Below are 19,311 nucleotides of genomic sequence, written 5' to 3'. Positions count from 1 at the left end.
GAGGACGGCCTTGGTTGCGCGCTATGAACTGATCGCCGATGAGCTGCGGGAGGAGATGCTCTCCGGCGCGTACCCGGTCGGTTCCCAGCTCCCCAGCGAGGCCGAGCTGGCCGGACGTTTCGGCGCTGCCCGCGGCACCGTGCGGCAGGCGGTGGCCGTGCTGGTCGCCGAGGGCCTGGTCGGCTCCAGGCAGGGTGCCAGGCGCATCGTGCTCGGCGCCGCACGCAGCCAGAGCTTCGCCGAGCTGCACAGCTTCGCGCAGTGGGCGCGCGCGGGCGGCTACCGCTTCGGCGGCCAGGTGATCGAGCAGCGCCGCCGCCGGGCGAGCGCCGCCGAGTCCGCCAGGTTGGGCGGTTGCGAGGTGCTCGAGGTGCTGCGCCTGCGCACACTGGAGGGCGAGCCCGTCCTGATCGAGCGGACGGTGTACGCCGAGTGGGTGGCCCCCGCCGTCGAGCGGCTGCCCGCCGACTGCGAGTCGGTCACCGAGGCGCTGTACGACGCGATCGGGCTCGTGTTCGCCTACGGCGAGCACCTCATCGACGCGGTCTCCGCCGGGGTCCAGGACGCCCGTCTGCTGGTGGTGCGCCGCGGCAGCCCGCTGCTGCGCCAGCGCAGGATCACCACCACCCATGAGGGCCGCCCCGTGGAGACCTCCGACGACCGTTACCGCACAGGCAGCGTGGCCTTCAGCATCCGCAATTCGATCGGCGCGAATCCGCTCGTGCGGCAGGCGATCGACTTGCGATCTAGGGCCGGAGAACATATGTTCGAGTTATAAAGCGCCCGCCTTCCCCCGGGTGGCTCAGATAGAGGACCAGAGCCGCGGGGAGAAGCGTCTTGAGCAGACTCTATGGCGATCCGATAGAGGTGTGGACCAGGGACGGGGAGCCGACCCAGTTCGTCTGGCGCGATCGGCTCTATCTCGTTCGCCGTGTCCTGGACCACTGGGTGGTCGCGCGCGAGTGGTGGAAGACCAGCGAGGGCGACCCCGGTGAGCGTCAGTTCTGGCGGGTGGAGGCTAGTCCGGGGCGCGAGGTCGGCTCGTACGAGCTGCGTTACGACACCGCCGGCAACGGCTGGCTGCTGCTGAGGGCGTGGGACTGATGGCGCCCCCGTTCCCGCACCTCGACGTGTGCTCCGCCTACTCCATGCGTTACGGCACCGCCTTCCCGCAGGCGCTGGTGCGCCGGGCGGCCGAGTTCGGCATGGACATCCTGGGGCTGACCGACCGCGACGGCCTCTACGGCGCGATCAAGCACGCCCAGGCGTGCGCCGAGGCCGGGATCGCCCCGGTGCTCGGTGTGAACCTGGCGTTCGCCGCCCCGCCCCCATCGCTGCTTCCCGGCCTGCCCGCCCCCCGTCGTCCCAAGACCGGCCCGGACGCCGAGGACCGGATCACCGTGCTCGCCCGCGGCCGCGGCTGGTCGCGCCTGTGCCGCCTGGTCACGGCCGCCCACTACGCGGGGGAGCGCGGCAAACCGGAGGTGACCCGCGAGCTGGTCGGCGAATGGGCCGGCGAGCCCGATGATGGACCGGGCGGCGACCACGGGTTCGGCGCGGAGGACGGCCTGGTCGTGCTGCTCGGCCCCAGGTCCGACGTGGGCCGCGCGGTGGCCCAGCGGCGCGACGAGCACGCCAGGACGCTGCTCGGCCTGTGGCGGGATGCGGTGCCCGGCGTCGTGATCGAGCTGGTCGACCAGTATGGCTACCGCGACGCCACCACGGCCGTGCGCATGCTCGGCCTGGCCGAGTCCATGGGCGTGCCCGCCGTGCTGACCAACGCGGTGCGCTATCTGGACCCGGCCGACCACCAGGTCGGCGACGTGCTCGACGCGGCCCGCCAGCTCGTCCCGCTGCACCCTCGCCACCTGGACCGCACCACCTCTCACGCCTACCTCAAGAGCACCAAGGAGATGTGGCAGGTGGCGGCCAAGGTCTGCGGCGCGGACCAGGAGCGGGTGGCGCGGCTGCTGTACACGACCAGGCGGCTGGCCGAGGCGTGCTCGATGGAGGCGCTGGACCTGCTCGCGCTCCGCCGCGAGCCGCCGAACCTGCACCTGCCCGAGATCGGCCGCGACCCGGTGCCGCTGCTGCGCCACCGCGTCGAGGACGGGCTGATCCGGCGCGGCCTCGACCGCTCGCCCGAGGCCGCGCGGCGCCTCCAGGACGAGATGGCCATCATCGAGAAGAAGCGCCTGTCCGGATATTTCATCGCCGTGGCCGGCATCACCGACATGATCCGCGGCATGGGCATTCGCTGCGCCATCCGCGGCTCGGGCGCCGGCAGCCTGGTCAACTACCTCATCGGCATCGGCGAGGTCAACCCGCTCCACCACGATCTGCTCATGGAGCGGTTCCTGTCCGAAGGCCGCATCGGGCTGCCCGACATCGACGTCGACGTCGAATCGGCCCGCCGGCTCGACTGCTACAAGGCCATCTTCGACCAGTACGGCGAGGCCCGCGTGGCCTGCGTGTCCATGATGGAGACCTACCGGGCGCGCAGCGCCATCCGCGACGTCGCCGCCGCGATGGGCCTGCCGCCGCACGAGATCGACGCGGTCGCCAAGGCGTTCCCGCACATCAGGGCCAAGCAGATCACCGCTTCGCTGCACGACCTGCCGGAGCTGCGTGACAGCCGGCTCAACGAGGCGGGCCTGGACCGGGTTTTCCGGCTGGCGGAGAAGCTCGACGGCCTGCCCAGGCACATCGCGCTGCACCCGTGCGGCGTGCTGATCGGCAACGCGGGGCTGCGGGACAGGACGCCGGTGGAGCGCAGCCTGCTGGAGTTCCCGATGTCGCAGTTCGACAAGGACGACGTGGAGGAGGCCGGGCTGCTCAAGCTCGACGTGCTGGGCGTGCGGATGCAGTCCGCGATGGCGTACGCGCTGAGCGAGATCAAACGCGTGGACGACGTCGTGGTCGAGCTGGACACCCAGCGCGGGGACGACTCCGGCGTTCAATACGTCCCACACGACGACCAGGACACCTACGACATGATCTGCGCCGCCCGCACCCTCGGCTGCTTCCAGATCGAGTCGCCGGGCCAGCGCGAGCTGGTGGCCAAGCTGGAGCCGCGCACGCTGCACGACCTGATCGTGGACATCTCGCTGTTCCGGCCGGGGCCGGTCAACTCCGACATGGTCACTCCTTACCTGGAGGCCAGGCACGGGTGGCGGCAGCCGCGTTACCCGCACGAGCGGCTGCGGGAGGCGCTGAAGGAGACGCACGGCGTCGTGGTGTTCCACGAGCAGGTCCTAAAGATCATTTCGGAGATGACCGGGCGGGACCTGTCGTACGCCGAGAAGCTGCGGCGCACGCTCGACACGCCGGAGGGGCGCGCGCGGGTGCGCCGGGCGTTCGTCCCCCTGGCCCAGGCCAACGGCTTCGACGACGCGGCCGTGGAGCGGGCCTGGCAGGTGCTGGACGCGTTCGGGGCGTTCGGGTTCTGCAAGGCGCACGCGGCGGCGTTCGCGCTGCCCACGTACCAGTCGGCCTGGCTGAAGCGGCACCACGCGGCGGCGTTCTTCGCCGGGGTGCTCACGCACGAGCCCGGCATGTACCCGCCGCGGGTCATCATCGACGAGGCCAGGCAGTGCGGGATCAAGATCCTGTCGCTCGACATCAACAAGTCGGGCAAGGATTGGCAGGTGGAGCGGCTCGGGCCGCGCGCCCGGGTCCGCGCGCGGTCTTCGGAAGGCCGGCGGGTGGAGTTCAGGATCGGGGAGATCGGCAAGGGGTACGCGCTGCGTGTCCCGTTCTCGGCGATCAAGGGGGTGAGCGAGGCGGAGGTCGAGCGGATGGTCGCCGGGCAGCCGTACACGTCGCTGGCCGACTTCTGGGACCGCGCCCGGCCCTCGCGGCCCACGATCGAGCGGATCGTCCAGGTCGGCGGCCTGGACGCGCTGCACGACCTGCACCCGGGCGGGCCGCGCTGGCGGCCCGGCGAGCTGACGAGACGCGACCTGATCGCGCAGGTCGGTGCGCTGGAGCGGGCCTCGTCCAGCGGCGTGCGGGCCGGTTCGCGCACCTCCAAGCGCTACACCTCCGCGCGCCCTTCCCCGCCGGAGGAGCCCTCCGTGCAGCTCCCGCTGGGCTTCACCGAGCACTTGCCGCCGGGGGAGTTGCCCGAGATGACGGAGGCGGAGATGGTCGAGGCCGAGCTGGAGATCCTCGGCATCGACGTCAGCCGGCACATCGTCAGCTTCCACGACGAGCTGCTCGACCTGCTCGGAGTGGTACGTTCCAAGGATCTTCTCAGGCAGCGCAATGGGGCCGAGTTGCTGGTGGCGGGGGTCAAGGTGGCGACGCAGACGCCTGCCGTGCGCTCGGGCCAGCGCGTCATCTTCACCACGCTCGACGACTCGACCGGGCCGATCGACCTGACGTTCTTCGAGTCGGTGCAGGGGCGGTGCGCGGCGACCGTCTTCGGGTCGTGGCTCCTCCTGGCCAAGGGGGTGGTCCGGCGCACGGGCACGCGGGCGGTGTCGATGCGGGCGGTGGACTGCTGGGACCTGACGGACCTGGATGCGCTGTGGCGATCCCAGGGGATCGAAGCGGTCCGCGCGCTGCTCGCCCGGGAGCCCGACGAGCAAGAGGGGGTCAGCGGGCGCCGCATCGAGTACCCCAACGGCTTCCGCCTCTCGCCCTACTCCGACCTCGGCCCGGCCATCGTCACCCCGCCCGGGCGACTGTGGCACGCCAGCCCGGGCAGCTCCGGCCCCACCGCGGCCTGACCCCGCCCCCGGGTCAGCTGGTGCGGCCGAGCGGTGTGGAGCCCGGGGCCGGGTGGGGATGGTGGGAGAACGTACGGATCGTGGCAAGGGGCGAGCGGGACGTACGCTGCAGCCGCGTCAGCTCCCGTACGGTGCACGCGCACAACACCGCCGCCACCGCCGCGCACCCCAGCTCCAGCACCCCCACCCCGGTCAGATCCCCGGCGGACGAGTCGAGCGGCAGCCGGACGGTGATCAGCGCGAGCACCGCCAGCCAGCTCACCCACCACCCGGCGAGCAGCCCCAGCCACCGCCCGCGCTGCCCCGCGGGCGGCCTGGCCCCCCGCCATACCTCGTCGACCAGCACCATGGGAGCGACCAGGTTGACGCCGGGGATCAGCCACGCGGCGGCGACCGGACCCGTCGAGGCCGAGCGGTCGTTGGCCTGCCTGGCACGCACCAGCCACGTCACGTAGGCGACGCCCGCCGCGATCGAGGTGCCGGCCACCAGCATCATCAGCAGCGCGAACACCGTCACGGCCCCCACGACCGCCTCCGCGTCGGCCCCGTGCGGCCGGCCGCCGAACTCGGCGAGCTGGGCGGCCAGCCGGTGACCGCGGGTGTGTTCGAAGATCACGAGAGCGGCGAGGGAGAGGACTTGCGCGACGAGAGTCACGTAGACGGCAGAGGCGGCTCTGGTAGGCGGTGCCTGGGTGTAGCGCACGATGTTCTCCCCCCGGGCCATGCGCTGAGGTTCTGATTCACTTGTATCCCGCCAGCCCCGTCATTAATCAGCTCACCACGCCGGATTCCCACGCCCAAGCTGCGATTCCCACCCGATTTCTGACACTGAGCTTGGCCTGGATGCTTCCCAGATGCGTCTTGACCGTCGACAGGGACACGAACAACTCCGCGGCGACCTCCTGGTTGGTCCGCCCCCTGGCCACCAGCCGCACGACATCCAGCTCGCGGTCGGTCAGCGGGTTGTTCGCCGGGAGCGCGGCCCGCCGGGGCCCGGTCAGATGCTGCAGCAGCCGTACCGTCACCGACGGTGACACCAGCGCGTCGCCCGCCGCGGCCGCCCTGACCGCCTCGATCAGCAGCGTGGGCCCGCTGTCCTTGAGCAGGAACCCGGTCGCGCCCGAGCGCAGCGCCCCGTACACGTACTCGTCCAGATCGAACGTCGTGACGATGACCACCCGCAGCGGATTGTCCACCCCCGGACCGGCCAGGATCCGCGTCACCTCGATCCCGTCGAGCTTGGGCATCCTGATGTCGAGCAGGCACACGTCCGGCCGCAGCCGTCTCGCCTCGGCGACGGCCTCGGCCCCGTCGGCCACCGCCGCGACGACCTCCATGTCCGGTTGAGCGTCCAAAATCATCTGGAAGCCGGTACGTACCAGTTGCTGATCGTCGGCGATGAGAACCCGAATAGTCACGGCCACAACTCTAGAGACGCCCCCGCGTTGCCGGCGGGCCCCGCTATCCCAGGACGAGGTCGCGGATCAGCTTCAGCGAGGGCTCGTCGCGCGGGCCCATCACCAGCAGGCTCGTGACCGGGCTCTTGCGCCACAGCTCGAGTCGTTCCTTGATCCGGCCGGGCGGGCCGACGAGCGAGATGCCGTCGGCCAGCTCGTCCGGGATCGCCCGGAATGCCTCATCCTTCCGTCCGGCCAGGTAGAGCGCCTGGATGTGCTCGGCGGCCTCGGCGTACCCCATCCGGCCGATGATGTCGGCGTGGAAGTTGCGGTGCCTGGCGCCCATGCCGCCGATGTACAGCGTGAGCATCATCTTCACGCCGTCCAGCGCCGGCCGCACGTCGTCGGAGACGATCACCATCACCATGGCGGCCACGTCGAAGCCCTCGGGGGCGCCCGCGAGCGACTCCCCGTACATTTCCTCGATCTTGGCGGGGAACGCGAACAGCGGCAGCCAGCCCTGGGCCACCTCGGCGGCCAGAGCGACGTTCTTCGGGCCCTCCGCCCCGAGATAGACAGGGATGTCCGAGCGGAGCGGATGCGTGATGAGCTTGAGCGGTTTGCCCAGGCCGCCCGCCAACGGCAGCGGGTAATGCGGGCCTTCGCTCGTCACGGGCTCCTCGCGGCGCCAGACCTTGCGCATGATCTCGACGTACTCACGCGTCCTGGCCAAGGGCTTGGCGAACGGCTGCCCGTACCAGCCTTCCACCACCTGCGGCCCCGACGCGCCCACGCCGAGCAGCAACCGGCCGCCGGTGAGGTGGTCGAGGGTCATCGCGGTCATCGCCGTCGTCACGGGCGGCCTGGCCGAGAGCTGTGCGACCGACGTTCCGAGCTTGATGCGGCTGGTACGCGCTCCGTACCAGGCCAGCGGCGTGAACGCGTCGCTCCCGTACGCCTCCGCCGTCCACACCGAGTCGTAGCCGAGCCGCTCGGCCGCGAGCACTGTCTCGGTCGCGTCGGCGGCGTGGCGTTGCCAGTAACCCAACTGGAGCCCGAGCTTCATAGGACACCTCCGGAATTAAGTTCTATTACGGGTGCGGCGGGCGCGGGTGTCAATGGAGGATCTTCCGGGGAAGTCACACTCCGTGGTCAAAGGTCTCTGTCACGTTGCCTGTCTTTTGCTCTCGCTCCTCCTGCTGCTCCCAGCCGCCGAGCCCATGGCGGCCGCGAGCACGTCCAGGCCGAACGTCGTCCTCATCGTGGTCGACGACCTGGAAGCGGGCACGCTGGCGTACTTCCCCAACATCACCCGGCACCTGGTGCGCGAGGGCGCCTCGTTCGACCGGTTCTTCGTGACGAACTCGTGGTGCTGTCCGTCCAGGGTGTCGATCCTGCGCTCCCAGTACGTTCACAGCCATGGCGTCCTCACCAACACCGCCCCGGAAGGGGGCTTCGACAGCTTTCACGCCCAAGGGCTGGAACGTTCCACCTTGGGCACCTGGATGCAGCAAGCCGGATACCGCACGGCGCTGATGGGCAAATTCCTCAACCATTACCCCGGCCGGACCGCGGAGGAGACATATGTGCCGCCCGGCTGGGACGAGTGGGCCGTGCCGGTACGCAACCTCTACGACGAGTACGGCTACCGGCTCAACGAGAACGGCACGCTCGCCGACTACGGCTGGATCGAGGAGGACTACCTGTCCGACGTGCTGGCCCGCAAGAGCCGCGACTTCATCGCCGGGTCCACGGAGCCGTTCTTCCTGTATCTGGGACCGATCGCGCCGCACAATCCGGCCAACCCCGCCTGGCGGCACGCGGGCGCGTTCCCGCTGGCCATGGCGCCGCGTACACCGTCGTTCAACCAGCAGGACGTGAGCGCGGAGCCGCTCTGGCTCCGCAGCCTGCCAGTGCTCGAGCAACTGACGATCGACGCGATCGACGAGCGTCACCGCGCCCGGCTACGGGCCATGCTCGGGGTGGACGACCTCGTCGGCTCCGTCGTCGAGGCGCTGCGGCAGACCGGGCGGCTGGACAACACCTACCTCATCTTCACCTCGGACAACGGCTTCCATCTCGGGACGCACCGGCTCGCGCAGGGCAAGACCACCCCGTTCGAGGAGGCGATCAAGATCCCGCTCGTGGTCCGCGGCCCGGGCGTCAAGCCCGGCTCCACGATCACGCAGATGGGGGTCACGGTGGACCTGGCGGTCACGATCGCCGAGCTGGGCGGGGCCACGCCGCCGGCGTTCGCGGAGGGGCGGTCGCTGGTGCCGCTGCTGCGGGCCAGCCCGCCGGCGCGGTGGCGGAAGAACGTGCTGGTCGAGTTCACCAGGCCGACCAACCGCGCGTCGTCCAGGCAGACGCCTGTGCCCGCCTATCAGGCGTTGCGTACCCAGCGGTACACGTATGTGCGGTATGACACGGGGGAGCGGCAGTTGTACGACCTGCAGACGGATCCCTACCAACTGCGGAACCTGGCGGGCAGCGCCGATCCCGCCTTGCTGTCCGGTCTCGATGAGCGGCTGGCGGGGATGGTGGCGTGCTCGGGGGCGAGCTGCAGGGAAGCCGATATGCGGGAATGACGTCTTCTCCGCACGCCACGACGATGACCGGATCCGGCATGGCTCGTGAGAAGCGTCAGCGGCCGTCCGAGAACAGCGACGGGTATGCGTGCGCCAGGTGCTCGGACACGGCTCGTACGGCTTCGTCCGCCTCGCCGCGCTCGATGACCTCCAGGATGCGTACGTGGTCGGCGCGCAGGATCGACGTGTCGCCCAGCCGCTCGACCGCTTCGACCGCATATCTCCGCATCGAGTCGCGAAGCGAGCGCATGATGGCGGCGACGAGCCGGTTGCCCGACGCGTCCGCGATCGCGCAGTGGAAGGCCGTGTCGTGCTCCACGAACTCTTCCGCCGTCCGCGCCGCGTCCATCCCGGACAGGGCGGCGGCGAGCGCCGAGGTGTCGGCCCGCGCAACGGCGGCGCGGGAGGCCGCCCACTGTTCGATCATGTGCCGGGTGTCGATCACCTCGCGCAGCTCCAGGCTCGCCAGCCCGAGGTGCAGCCTGAGCAGGTCGGTCAGCGCGGAGTCCGGGCGGGAGATCAGCACGGCGCCCGCGTCCGGGCCCCGGCCGACCTGCGAGGACACGACGCCGAGCGTCTCCAGCACACGCATGGCCTCCCGTACCGACGAGCGGCTGACGCCGAGTTGCTCGGCGAGCTGGCGCTCGGCGGGCAGGCGGTCGCCGGCCGTCAGGCCGTCCTCGGCGATGCGCCGCTCGATCTGCGCGAGCACGTCTTCGAACGTCCGCGTGCGCTTGACCGGACGCCAGCCTCCGCCGTCCACCCGTGACCTCCCTGATATGGTCTGACCATACTGTGGTAGGACCATACCTTGGAAGGAGAGCCGTGCGAGTCGCCCTGTTCATCACGTGCGTGAACGACACGCTCTTCCCCGGCACCGGCAAGGCGGTCGTGTCGCTGCTGCGCAGGCTCGGCTGCGACGTGGACTTTCCCGCCGCGCAGACGTGCTGCGGCCAGATGCACGTCAACACGGGCTACCGCGCTGAGGGCGTGCGGCTGGCGCGGCACTTCACCGAGGTCTTCGCCGGATACGACGCCGTCGTCGCGCCGTCGGGTTCGTGCGCGGCCATGGTGCGCGAGCAGTACCCGAAGCTGGCGCGCCCGGGCAGCAAGGGGGCGGCGGCGATCGCCGCCGTCGTGCCCAAGGTGTACGAGCTGTCCGAGTTCCTGATCGATGTGCTGAAGGTCGAGGACGTTGGCGCATATTTCCCGCACCGGGTGACATATCACCCGACGTGCCATTCGCTCCGCGGGCTGCGCCTCGGTGACCGGCCGACCCGGCTGCTCCAGCACGTCCGCGGCCTGGAGCTCGTGCCGCTGCCCGGGGCCGAGGAGTGCTGCGGTTTCGGCGGCACGTTCGCGGTCAAGAACCCGGCCGTCTCCGCCGCGATGGGCGCCGACAAGACCCGCAGCATCCTGGACACCGGCGCCGAGGTGTTGTGTGCGGCGGACAACTCGTGCCTGATGCACATCGGCGGCACGCTGAGCCGCCAGAAGACCGGTGTCAGGACGATGCACCTGGCCGAGATCCTCGCGTCGACGGAGGAGGCCCAGTGAGCGCGACATTCCTGGGGATGCCCGGAAGTTTCCCTAAAAACGCTGAGAAAGCTGTACAGAACTCGCAGCTTCGCTTCAACCTCCGCAAGGCCACTCACACCATCCGCGGCAAGCGGGCGAGCGTCGTCGGCGAGCTACCCGACTGGCAGGAGCTGCGCGCGGCCGGCAAGGCGATCAAGGATCACACGCTCCGCAACCTCGACCGCTACCTGGTCCAGCTGGAGGAGGCCGTCACCAGGGCGGGCGGCACGGTCCACTGGGCGAGGGACGCGGCCGAGGCCAACTGCATCGTCGCCGGCCTGGTCAAGGCGACCGGCGAGACCGAGGTGGTCAAGGTCAAGTCCATGGCCACCCAGGAGATCAACCTGAACGAGGCGCTCGCCGCGGAGGGCATCACCGCGTACGAGACGGACCTGGCGGAGCTGATCGTGCAGCTCGGCGACGACTTCCCCAGCCACATCCTGGTCCCCGCCATTCACCGCAACCGGTCGGAGATCCGCGAGATCTTCCTCGACAAGATGCCCAAAGTCCCGGAGAACCTGACCGACGACCCGCCCGCCCTGGCCGAGGCCGCCCGGCTCCACCTGCGCGAACGCTTCCTCAAGAGCAAGGTCGCGATCTCCGGCGCCAACTTCATGGTGGCCGAGACCGGCACGCTGGTGGTGCTGGAGTCGGAGGGCAACGGCCGCATGTGCCTCACCCTCCCCGAGACGCTCATCAGCGTGGTCGGGATCGAGAAACTCCTACCCTCCTGGCGGGACCTGGAGGTGTTCCTCCAGCTCCTTCCGCGCAGCTCCACGGGCGAGCGGATGAATCCCTATACCAGCATGTGGACGGGCGCGGTCGAGGGCCAGGACTTCCACCTGGTGCTGCTCGACAACGGCCGCACCGACGTGCTCGCCGACGAGGTCGGCCGCCAGGCGCTGCGCTGCATCCGCTGCTCGGCCTGCCTGAACGTGTGCCCGGTCTACGAGCGGGCGGGCGGCCACGCGTACGGCTCGGTCTATCCGGGCCCGATCGGCGCGATCCTCACGCCACAGCTGCGTGGCATGGGTTCGGACCTGGACGCCTCGCTGCCCTACGCCTCCAGCCTGTGCGGCGCCTGCTACGACGTCTGCCCGGTCGCCATCGACATCCCGGAGGTCCTGGTGGACCTGCGGGCCAAGGCCCCGCACGCGGCGGCCGAGCGAGCCGGCATGAAGGTCGCCGGCTGGATTTTCAACGATCACACCCGGCTCGCCAAGGCCCAGCGTGCGGCCACCCGGCTGCGCAAGCTCGTGCCGAAGCGGCTGCCCGGGCCGCTGTCGGCGTGGACCGACACGAGGGATATCCCGGACATTCCTGACGAATCTTTCAGAGACTGGTGGGAGCGGAATGAGCGCGCGTGACGAGATTCTCGCCAGGATCGGGAAAGCCGTCGCGGGCGCGGACGACGTCGAGATCCCCCGCGGCTACCGTACGACGCAGCAGGTGGAGGACCTGGTCGGGTTGTTCGCCGAGCGCGTGGACGACTACCGGGCGATCGTGCACGTCCTACCGGCGGCCGAGGTGCCCGCCAAGATTGATGAGCTCGTCGCCGGGCGGCGCATGATCAGGCCCGGCGGCGACGGGTGGGAGGACCTGAACACCGCCGACGGCGTGGTCACCACGTGCGCCGTGGCGATCGCCGAGACCGGCACGATCGTCCTCGATCACGGCCCCGGTCAGGGGGCCAGGAAGCAGACGCTGGTCCCCGACTACCACCTGTGCGTGGTCGAGGCCGGCCAAATCGTCTCCGGCGTCCCCGAGGCCATCGCCAGGCTCGACCCGGCACGCCCACTGACCTGGATCAGCGGCCCGTCGGCCACCAGCGACATCGAGCTCAACCGGGTCGAGGGCGTGCACGGACCCAGAACGCTGGAAGTGATCATCAGTACCTGAGTACGGCCGCCACGTCCTTGACGTCGTCGGTGAACCACAATTCGGCGTCCGTCATCGCCGCCGCCCTGGCCAGCGCCGAGTCCGCGCGCTCCTGGACCGGGTCGTCCACGCCCCAGCGGCGCAGCTCCTCCGGGTCGGTGGCGAGCTGGGTGCCGCCCTCGCCGGTCCAGACGGGCTTCGGCAGCTCGCCGGGCGAGAGCACCGCGTGCACCCGTCCCTCGCGCAGGGCGTGCGCGACGCGGGACACACCGACCGGGCCCGACGCCTCCTGATGGCGTTCCAGCAGCTCGGCCCGCCTGCGGTCGAGCCAGTCGTCGAGGGCCTTCTCCACGTCCTTCTCGAACTGACCGTGGTCGGCGCGGCTGCCGTGCTCGACCATCAAGACCCTGTCGGCGGACTTGGTGCCGAGATGGTGCAGCAGGTACGAGCGCGACTTCGGCTCGCCGGCCACCAGGATCAGTTCCGCGCCGATCCGGCGCACCTGCTCGTCGATCTCGTGCGCGACGGCCACCGCGTTCTTCTCCCACGTCTCGTCGACCGCCCGCTCGTACCGCTTCTGCGACCAGCCGCCCTGCGCGGTCTTCTGCAGCGGCCACTCCTCGGCCTCCACGATGGTCCGGCGCGGCGACCCGCCCCCGAACACCGTCACCTCCGCGCCCGCGTGGTCCACGATCACACGGAGGTGCGGCACGTTCTCGCCCCGCTGCATGAGCATGGGCGTGACGTGGGGCAGCGGCGACCACACGGCCAGCTCGTAGGGCGCCCGCAACAGCGACTCGGCCAGCGCCACCTCACCGTGCGTGGCGAACAGGGCCCGCCCGGCCGCCGCATGCTTCGCCTCGGCCTCCAGCGCGTCCAGCGTCGCCGCGTCGGCCCCGTCGAGCTGGTCGCGCATGGCGCGCCACTGCTTCTCCCGCTCGGCCCCGGTGAGGGCGCCCAGGTACACCGACGCGTACGGGCCGCGCCGCTCGTACAGCGGCCTGATGAAGTCGAGCCGCACCGGTCACCACCTCCGCTTTTCCAGACCGAGCCCCAGTGCCTGCGCCACCTCGGCCACGTTGGCGAACCGGCGATCGGGGAGGGATCCGACCATGTCCGTCACCTGGTCAGGCGCGCCCGCACGCTCCGCGTGGCGCACCAGGTCGTCCTTCGACGCGGGCCACTTGCAGTCGCTGAGCCACTTGGCCAGGTCGCTACGGATGTCGACGCCTCGTTGGGTGATTCCGGCGGGGGTGCCGGGCTCGTGACCGGGCGGGTACGACTGCTCCGACCGCTCGCCGGGCGCCGGCATGTCCTCGGGCTCCTTCCATTCCTCGGCGTGCGTCGTGCCGCCGCCGCGGACCATGCCCTTGGTCTCGTGCTTCTGCTGGTCGTCCAGACGGGGTCCGTGCTTGTCGCTCCCACGTTGTTCCATGGTTCCCTCACTCCTCTCAACTGCGCCCCTACCCCCGCTTTCGTGGGCAAACATCGCGACTGTGTACCCTGCCGACCGTGTTCGATCCCGACGTCAGCATCGAGACGGCCCGGCTCACGCTGCGGCCGTTCGGCCCTCAGGACGCCGCCCGGATCCGATCGATCGTGGAGTCCGGCGTCCAGTTCCTCCCACCCGGCGCCCCCTCCCACGTGTCCGGCGTCGCCCAGTGGCTGGCGCACGGCGTGCACGAGCTCCGCACGTCAGGGCAGGGCGTCCATCTGGCCATGACGGACGTCGACGGGGTCGTGGTGGGCGCCATCAGCCTCTTCAAGACCTCGTGGAGCGCGGGCACGACCGAGGTCGGGTACGGCGTGCACCCCCTCTACCGGGGCCGCGGCCTGGCCACCGAGGCGGTGCGCGGGCTCGTCGAGTGGGTGTTCGCGGCCACCGAACTGCGCAGGATCGACCTGACGGCCAACCTGGACAACGCCGCCTCGTTGCGCGTCGCCCAGAAAGCGGGCTTCACCTGGGAAGGCGTGCTGCGCGCCGCGGTCATGGAAGACGACGGCCCGCATGACCTGGTCGTGTTCGGCCTGCTGCGTGGCGACGGCCGAGGCCCGGCTCCCACGCTGCCCAAGGCGGAGCTGCGTACCGAGCGGCTGCTGCTGCGCCCGCTCGAGCCGGCCGACGTGCCGGACCTGGCCGCCACCGCGGCGGACCCGCTCACCCAGGCCAGGACGGGAGTGCCGCGCGGATACACCGAGGACCACGCGCGGGCGTTCATCGAGAACGTCGAGCGGCTCCGGCTGCGGGGCGCGGGCATCGGCTGGGCGGCCGTGCAGCGCGAGCATGGGGCGGAGAGCGGTAGCTTGGGTGACCAGCGGAGCCCCGTGGGAGCGCGACCATCAGACGCAGCGGGGGAGAGCGGCCGGTTCGCCGTGAACGTGGACCTCAGGGACGTCGACTGGACGAACGGGACCGCCGAGGTCGGATACATGACCGCCCCGTGGGCACGCGGCCGCGGCTACGCCGGCGAGGCCGTGCTGGCGGTCGCCCGCTGGTTGTTCGAGTGCCACGGCTTCCGCCGGCTCCAGCTGCGCGTGGCCGTCGGCAACCCTGAGTCCCAACGGGTGGCCGAGAAGGCGGGGTTCAGCCGCGAGGGCGTCGCCCGGGCCAGCCTCGCCGGCGAGGACCTCGTCGTCTTCAGCCTCGTCCCGTCCGATCTCGTCTAGGGCGGGCAGCCGCTCTGTGTCTATGGTCGCGCTCGCACGGGGCTCCGCTGGTTACGCAAGCTGCCGCTCTCCGCCCCAGGCTCGCCGCTCCGACCTGGCCCGAGGGCACACCGGACTGACCCTTGCACCCTTTGTGAAACCTCTCCGCAAGCGTCACCCTTGAGGTTGAGGAGAGTGAGGCGCGATGATCACGGTGGTCGGCTGGGACGGATCCGAGCTGTCGGCCAAGGCGGTGGACCGGCTGCACGAGGCGAGCCTTGTCGTGGGGCCCGACGCCATTGTCGGGCAGCTCACGCTCACGGCGCAGACCGCGGCCGACGAGTCACTGCTCGAGACACTCGACGACCACCTCGAACACGGTGAGGGTCCCGCCGTCGTGATCGCGGAGGGTGATCCCGGCTTCTTCGGCGTCGTGCGTACGCTGCGGGCGCACGGCTTGAAACCGGAGGTGCTGCCCGCGACGTCGCTGGTCACGCGGGCTTTCGCCTGCGCCGGGCTCAATTGGGAGGACGCCCTGGTCGTCGCCCCGTCAGGCCCGCACCAGCTCAACCGGGCGGTGAACGCCTGCCGCGCCCATCCCAAGGTCGCGCTGCTCGTCGCGCCGGGCGTAGGCCCCGGGGACATCGCCAGGGAGCTCGCCCCCACCACGCCCCGCGCGCTGATCGTCTGCGAGGATCTCGGCGGTCCCGACGAGCGGGTCACGCACAGCCGCATGGGCGAGGCCACGACCCGGCCGTGGAAGGACCCCGACGTGGTGCTCGTGATCGACCCGCTGCACCAGCCCAAGGAGCCCATCTGGGTGGCTGGGGCGCAGCCGGGTCCCGCCGAGTGGGCGCTGCCGTTCGAGAGCAGACTCCCGGCGGAGGTCAGGGCATACATCCTGGCCAAGCTGGGCCCCCGGCTCGGTGACCTGGTGTGGGACGTGGGCGCGGGCGTCGGCGAGATCGCCGTGGAGTGCGCCAGGATGGGCGCGGCCGTCGTGGCCGTCGAGCGCGAGGAGGAGTCCTGCGCCAAGTTGCGCGCGAACGTGCTCGAGCACGGCGTGAAGGTGGCGTTGACCAGGGGACAGGCGCCACCGGCGCTGGAGCCGCTGCCGGACCCGGACGCGGTGTTCGTGGGTGGCGGCGGGGCGGACGTGGTCGTGGCCTGCGCGGCGCGCCGCCCGCGCTCGCTGGTGTGTGCGCTCACCAAGGTCGAGCAGGTCTCGGCCGTGCTGGAGCGGCTGCGCGAGCAGGGCTACCGGGGTGAGGGCACCCAGATCCTGGCCTCGAAGCTGACGCTGAACCCCGACGGCTCGCACCGTCTGACCGCCGCGGAGCCCGTGTTCGTGGTGCACGCGACACCTTTGCACACAGCGTGACCTGTTCCGTACCGGGGCCTATCGGTTATCCTCTCGTGACTTTGTCCATCGCAATGGAGATTCCCTCACGATGAAGCCGCCGCTCCTGCTGATCGGGCAGGGCTCGCACGATGATGCCTACGCCGCCGAATTCGGCAGGTTTGTCCACCGACTCCGCTGCCGCCTCGACCAGACGGCCGCCGACGTCTCTGGTGGCTACCTGGAGCGGGCCACGCCCCGGCTGAGCGAGTCCGTCGCCTCGCTCGTCGCCAGGGGCCACCACCGCCTCGTGGCGATGCCGCTGAGCCTCAGCCGGCTCAGCGACGACTTCGGCGCCGCCATGGAGCTGGAGCAGAAGCGGCACCCCACGCTGATGTACGACTACGGCCGCCCGCTCGGGCCCGACCCCCGGGTGCTCGCGCTGCTGGCCGAGCGGCTCAACGAGGCCGCCGCCGAGATCTCCAGGCCACAGCGCCCGCTCGAGCTCGTAGGCGCCCGGCCCCGGCTGCGTGCCGTCGACGCCCCTGTCGAGGAGTCCCTGCACGTGGAGCCGGGCGAGACCGCGGTCGTCCTGGTGGGCGAGGGCTCGACGGACGCGGCCGCCAACGCCGAGATCCACCGGGTGTCCAGGTTGTTCTGGGAGACGCACGCCTACGACTTCATGACCGTTGAGACCGCGTTCGTGTCGGTCACCCCTCCCGGGGTGCCCGGCGGGCTCGAGCGCTGCCGCCGCCTGGGGGCCAAACGCGTGATCGTGGTGCCGTACCTGCTGTTCGCGGGCGGCATGCTGGAGCGCGTGTGGGCCCAGGCGCTGGCGTACGGTGCGGGACACCCCGATCTCGACATCCGCTGCGCCGAGGTGATCGGCGACTGCGAGACCCTGGCCGACGTCGTGATCGACCGATACGAGGAAGCGCTCCAGCTCGTCCCGTAAGCCCTCCGACCTCGTCCCCTCCGCCTTCCCGCGCGAAGGCCCGTCAGTGGAGGTACGCCGTGCTAGCTGAGACGCTCGCCGCGATCCGCCCCGCCGATCCGGCGGCGGTCGCCGAAGCCCGCGCTCACCAGGACCGCCTCACCAAGCCCCGCGGCTCGCTCGGCGCGCTCGAGGAGATCGCGATCCGCCTCGCGGGCGCGGCGGGCGCCTGCCCGCCGCCCATGCCCGCCCCCGCGGCGCTGGCCATCTTCGCGGCCGACCACGGCGTGCACGCGCGCGGCGTCTCTCCGTGGCCGCAGGAGGTCACCGCGCAGATGGTCGCCAACTTCGTGGCCGGAGGCGCGGTCGCCAACGCCTTCGCCGCCCAGGCCGGCGTGGCCGTAACCGTGGTCGACGTCGGCGTCGCCGCCGACCTGCCCGACGCGCCCAGCCTCATCAAGCACAAGATCGGGTACGGCACCGCCGACCTGTCGCGGGGCCCCGCCATGACCGTCGACCAGGCCGTGAGAGGGCTGGAGGTCGGGATCTCTCTGGCCCGCGACATGGTGACGTCGGGGATCCGCTGCCTGATCACCGGCGACATGGGCATCGCCAACACCACCGCCTCCGCCGCCCTGATCTCCGTGTTCACCGGCAAGGACCCGGCCGAGGTGACCGGCAGGGGCACCGGGATCGACGACGAGACGTACGCACACAAGGTGGACGTCGTACGCGAGTCCCTCCGGGTGAACGGACTGCCGGCCGACGTGTCGTCCGCGAGCGAGGCGCTGCGCGCGCTGGCCGCCGTCGGCGGGTACGAGCACGCCGCCATCGCGGGCTTCATCCTGGGCGGCGCGGCGGCCCGCGTCCCGGTGATCCTCGACGGCGTCATCGCCGGCGCCGCCGCCCTTGTGGCCGCCGCACTGGACCCGGCCGCGCCCGACCACTGCGTCGCAGGTCATCGCTCGGCCGAGCCCGGCCATGCCGCCGCGCTCACCCATCTCGGGCTGCGCCCCCTGGTGGAGCTGGAGATGCGGCTCGGCGAGGGCACCGGCGGGCTGCTCGCCCATCCGATGGTGTGCGCAGCCGTGCGGGTCATGCACGACGTGGCCACGTTCGACTCGGCGGGCGTGACCGAGAAGCCGGAGTAAGGGAGGGCGGGTCTTGTCCCGTTACGGCGCGATGTACGGCCCGGATTTCACGTTCTTGGGCGTGGACCGCTGCGACGTCGGAGACCCGGCGACCTACGAGGACGCCGACGTGGTGATCATCGGTGCTCCGTTCGACGGCGGCACCTCCAACCGGCCCGGCGCCAGGTTCGGCCCGCAGGCCCTGCGCCAGGCCTGCTACCTGCCGTTCGACGGGTCGCGGCCGAGCCTGGCTCTGCGTGTGGACGCGCTGAAGGACCTGCGCGTGCTCGACGCCGGTGACGTGGAGTGCTATTCGGGCGACGTCGAGGGCTCGCTGGCCGCGATCGAGGAGGCCGTGCATCGCATCGCCGCCTCGGGCGCGATCCCGCTGGTGCTGGGCGGCGATCACACGGTCGCGCTGCCCGACGCGCGCGGCACGGCCAGGGCGCACGCGCCGGGACGCACGTCGATGATCCACTTCGACGCGCACGCCGACACCGGCGACCACACCTTCGGGCATCACCTGTACGGCCACGGCCAGCCGATGCGACGGCTCATCGAGTCGGGCGCCATCCGCGGTGACAGGTTCCTGCAGATCGGGCTGCGCGGCTACTGGCCCGAGCCCGCCACGCTGGAGTGGATGGCGCGGCAGAAGATGCGCTCGTACGAGATGACGGAGGTCGTGGCGCGCGGGCTCGACGAGGTGCTGACGGAGTCGTTCCAGATCGCGCTCGACGAATGCGACAAGGTCTTCTTGTCCGTCGACATCGACGTCTGCGACCCCGGGCACGCGCCCGGCACCGGCACGCCCGAGCCGGGCGGGCTCACGGCCAGGCAGCTCCTCGACGCGGTGCGCAGGATCTGCTACGAGCTTCCCGTGGCGGGGATGGAGTTGGTGGAGGTGGCGCCGCCGTATGATCATGCGGACATCACCGCGTACCTGGGGAACCGGGTTATCCTTGAGGCGCTGTCAGCGATGGCCAGACGCCGGAAGGACGATGAGGGCGGGCCTCGCTGGGATCCTCGCCAGCCACTTCTCGATGGTCGTTAACCCATGCGCAGCAAATGAAGGATTGAGAGCCGGTAGG

Annotated in this window: 18 protein-coding genes; 12 read left to right on the top strand and 6 right to left on the bottom strand. The window is 71.0% G+C overall.

Translation table 11 applies throughout. The features are described 5' to 3' along the window. Positions 1-10: 10 nt before the first annotated feature. Genes ACTWPT_RS36780 through ACTWPT_RS36770 form a run of 3 tightly spaced genes read left to right on the top strand, consistent with a single transcriptional unit; the run spans position 11 to position 4,733 of the window. Positions 11-778, top strand: coding sequence for a GntR family transcriptional regulator (locus tag ACTWPT_RS36780; protein ID WP_443182126.1), 768 nt, complete (start codon positions 11-13; stop codon positions 776-778). Between the two features lie 59 nt (positions 779-837). Continuing rightward, positions 838-1,104, top strand: coding sequence for a DUF6504 family protein (locus ACTWPT_RS36775; protein WP_327590012.1), 267 nt, complete (start codon positions 838-840; stop codon positions 1,102-1,104). Further along, complete coding sequence (locus ACTWPT_RS36770) at positions 1,104-4,733, top strand: DNA polymerase III subunit alpha (RefSeq protein ID WP_443182125.1); 3,630 nt, start codon at positions 1,104-1,106, stop codon at positions 4,731-4,733. The genes ACTWPT_RS36775 and ACTWPT_RS36770 overlap by 1 nt, the downstream gene beginning before the upstream one ends. Before the next feature lie 13 nt (positions 4,734-4,746). On the opposite strand, the gene ACTWPT_RS36765 is transcribed toward ACTWPT_RS36770, so the two are convergent. From ACTWPT_RS36765 to ACTWPT_RS36755, 3 genes are read right to left on the bottom strand one after another with little or no spacing between them, the layout of a single operon-like run. Next, a complete protein-coding gene (locus ACTWPT_RS36765; RefSeq protein WP_443182124.1) occupies positions 4,747-5,457 on the bottom strand; it encodes a DUF4328 domain-containing protein in 711 nt (236 codons plus the stop codon). Between the two features lie 46 nt (positions 5,458-5,503). Then, complete coding sequence (locus ACTWPT_RS36760; RefSeq protein ID WP_443182123.1) at positions 5,504-6,151, bottom strand: response regulator; 648 nt, start codon at positions 6,149-6,151, stop codon at positions 5,504-5,506. 43 nt (positions 6,152-6,194) lie between these two features. Then, on the bottom strand, positions 6,195-7,196 hold the full coding sequence (locus ACTWPT_RS36755) for an LLM class F420-dependent oxidoreductase (protein WP_443182122.1): 1,002 nt from the start codon (positions 7,194-7,196) through the stop codon (positions 6,195-6,197). Positions 7,197-7,311: 115 nt separating this feature from the next. On the opposite strand from ACTWPT_RS36755, the gene ACTWPT_RS36750 reads away from it, so the two are divergent. Further along, a complete protein-coding gene (locus ACTWPT_RS36750; RefSeq protein WP_443182121.1) occupies positions 7,312-8,718 on the top strand; it encodes a sulfatase family protein in 1,407 nt (468 codons plus the stop codon). Positions 8,719-8,773: 55 nt separating this feature from the next. Here the strand turns inward: ACTWPT_RS36750 and ACTWPT_RS36745 are convergent, their stop codons facing one another. Next, positions 8,774-9,481 (bottom strand): FadR/GntR family transcriptional regulator, encoded by a 708-nt coding sequence (locus ACTWPT_RS36745; protein WP_443182120.1) that lies wholly within the window; start codon positions 9,479-9,481, stop codon positions 8,774-8,776. 62 nt (positions 9,482-9,543) lie between these two features. Between ACTWPT_RS36745 and ACTWPT_RS36740 the strand changes: the two genes are divergently transcribed. The 3 genes from ACTWPT_RS36740 to ACTWPT_RS36730 are packed head-to-tail and all read left to right on the top strand — an operon-like array spanning position 9,544 to position 12,195. Further along, entirely contained in the window at positions 9,544-10,275 is a 732-nt protein-coding gene (locus tag ACTWPT_RS36740; RefSeq protein ID WP_443182119.1) for a (Fe-S)-binding protein, read from the top strand. Continuing rightward, positions 10,272-11,663 (top strand): lactate utilization protein B, encoded by a 1,392-nt coding sequence (locus ACTWPT_RS36735; RefSeq protein ID WP_443182118.1) that lies wholly within the window; start codon positions 10,272-10,274, stop codon positions 11,661-11,663. The genes ACTWPT_RS36740 and ACTWPT_RS36735 overlap by 4 nt, the downstream gene beginning before the upstream one ends. Beyond that, positions 11,650-12,195 carry a LutC/YkgG family protein gene (locus ACTWPT_RS36730; RefSeq protein WP_443182117.1) on the top strand — a complete coding sequence of 182 codons (546 nt, stop codon included), beginning with the start codon at positions 11,650-11,652 and terminating at the stop codon, positions 12,193-12,195. The genes ACTWPT_RS36735 and ACTWPT_RS36730 overlap by 14 nt, the downstream gene beginning before the upstream one ends. On the opposite strand, the gene ACTWPT_RS36725 is transcribed toward ACTWPT_RS36730, so the two are convergent. Together ACTWPT_RS36725 and ACTWPT_RS36720 are read right to left on the bottom strand one after the other, a co-directional pair. Next, positions 12,185-13,195, bottom strand: a complete 1,011-nt coding sequence (locus ACTWPT_RS36725) for a baeRF2 domain-containing protein (protein WP_443182116.1) — start codon at positions 13,193-13,195, stop codon at positions 12,185-12,187. The genes ACTWPT_RS36730 and ACTWPT_RS36725 overlap by 11 nt on opposite strands. Positions 13,196-13,198: 3 nt before the next feature. Then, positions 13,199-13,609, bottom strand: coding sequence for a DUF2795 domain-containing protein (locus tag ACTWPT_RS36720; RefSeq protein ID WP_443182115.1), 411 nt, complete (start codon positions 13,607-13,609; stop codon positions 13,199-13,201). A gap of 77 nt (positions 13,610-13,686) precedes the next feature. On the opposite strand from ACTWPT_RS36720, the gene ACTWPT_RS36715 reads away from it, so the two are divergent. From ACTWPT_RS36715 to speB, 5 genes are all read left to right on the top strand, one after another. Further along, the gene (locus ACTWPT_RS36715; protein WP_443182114.1) at positions 13,687-14,841 is read left to right on the top strand and encodes a GNAT family N-acetyltransferase; all 1,155 of its coding nucleotides are present in this window, start codon (positions 13,687-13,689) and stop codon (positions 14,839-14,841) included. 184 nt (positions 14,842-15,025) lie between these two features. Continuing rightward, on the top strand, positions 15,026-16,201 hold the full coding sequence (locus ACTWPT_RS36710) for a bifunctional cobalt-precorrin-7 (C(5))-methyltransferase/cobalt-precorrin-6B (C(15))-methyltransferase (RefSeq protein WP_443182113.1): 1,176 nt from the start codon (positions 15,026-15,028) through the stop codon (positions 16,199-16,201). 70 nt (positions 16,202-16,271) lie between these two features. Then, positions 16,272-17,114 carry a sirohydrochlorin chelatase gene (locus tag ACTWPT_RS36705; protein WP_443182112.1) on the top strand — a complete coding sequence of 281 codons (843 nt, stop codon included), beginning with the start codon at positions 16,272-16,274 and terminating at the stop codon, positions 17,112-17,114. Positions 17,115-17,173: 59 nt separating this feature from the next. Then, complete coding sequence (cobT, locus tag ACTWPT_RS36700; protein WP_443182111.1) at positions 17,174-18,244, top strand: nicotinate-nucleotide--dimethylbenzimidazole phosphoribosyltransferase; 1,071 nt, start codon at positions 17,174-17,176, stop codon at positions 18,242-18,244. A 13-nt stretch (positions 18,245-18,257) separates the two neighbouring features. Continuing rightward, positions 18,258-19,274 carry an agmatinase gene (gene speB, locus ACTWPT_RS36695; RefSeq protein WP_443182110.1) on the top strand — a complete coding sequence of 339 codons (1,017 nt, stop codon included), beginning with the start codon at positions 18,258-18,260 and terminating at the stop codon, positions 19,272-19,274. The last annotated feature ends 37 nt before the right edge of the window (positions 19,275-19,311 follow it).

The sequence above is a fragment of the Nonomuraea sp. 3N208 genome (genome assembly GCF_052245935.1).
Classification (GTDB): Bacteria; Actinomycetota; Actinomycetes; order Streptosporangiales; family Streptosporangiaceae; genus Nonomuraea.
The sequence above is the reverse complement of the archived record's forward strand: the minus strand, read 5'-3'. Positions and strand labels throughout refer to the sequence as shown.

Coding starts and splice junctions, on each gene's coding strand:
- ACTWPT_RS36770 (WP_443182125.1), top strand. CDS start 1,104: ATGGCGCCCCCGTTCCCGCACCTCGACGTGTGCTCCGCCTACTCCATG.
- ACTWPT_RS36765 (WP_443182124.1), bottom strand. CDS start 5,457: ATGGCCCGGGGGGAGAACATCGTGCGCTACACCCAGGCACCGCCTACC.
- ACTWPT_RS36755 (WP_443182122.1), bottom strand. CDS start 7,196: ATGAAGCTCGGGCTCCAGTTGGGTTACTGGCAACGCCACGCCGCCGAC.
- ACTWPT_RS36730 (WP_443182117.1), top strand. CDS start 11,650: ATGAGCGCGCGTGACGAGATTCTCGCCAGGATCGGGAAAGCCGTCGCG.
- ACTWPT_RS36720 (WP_443182115.1), bottom strand. CDS start 13,609: ATGGAACAACGTGGGAGCGACAAGCACGGACCCCGTCTGGACGACCAG.
- ACTWPT_RS36710 (WP_443182113.1), top strand. CDS start 15,026: ATGATCACGGTGGTCGGCTGGGACGGATCCGAGCTGTCGGCCAAGGCG.
- ACTWPT_RS36705 (WP_443182112.1), top strand. CDS start 16,272: ATGAAGCCGCCGCTCCTGCTGATCGGGCAGGGCTCGCACGATGATGCC.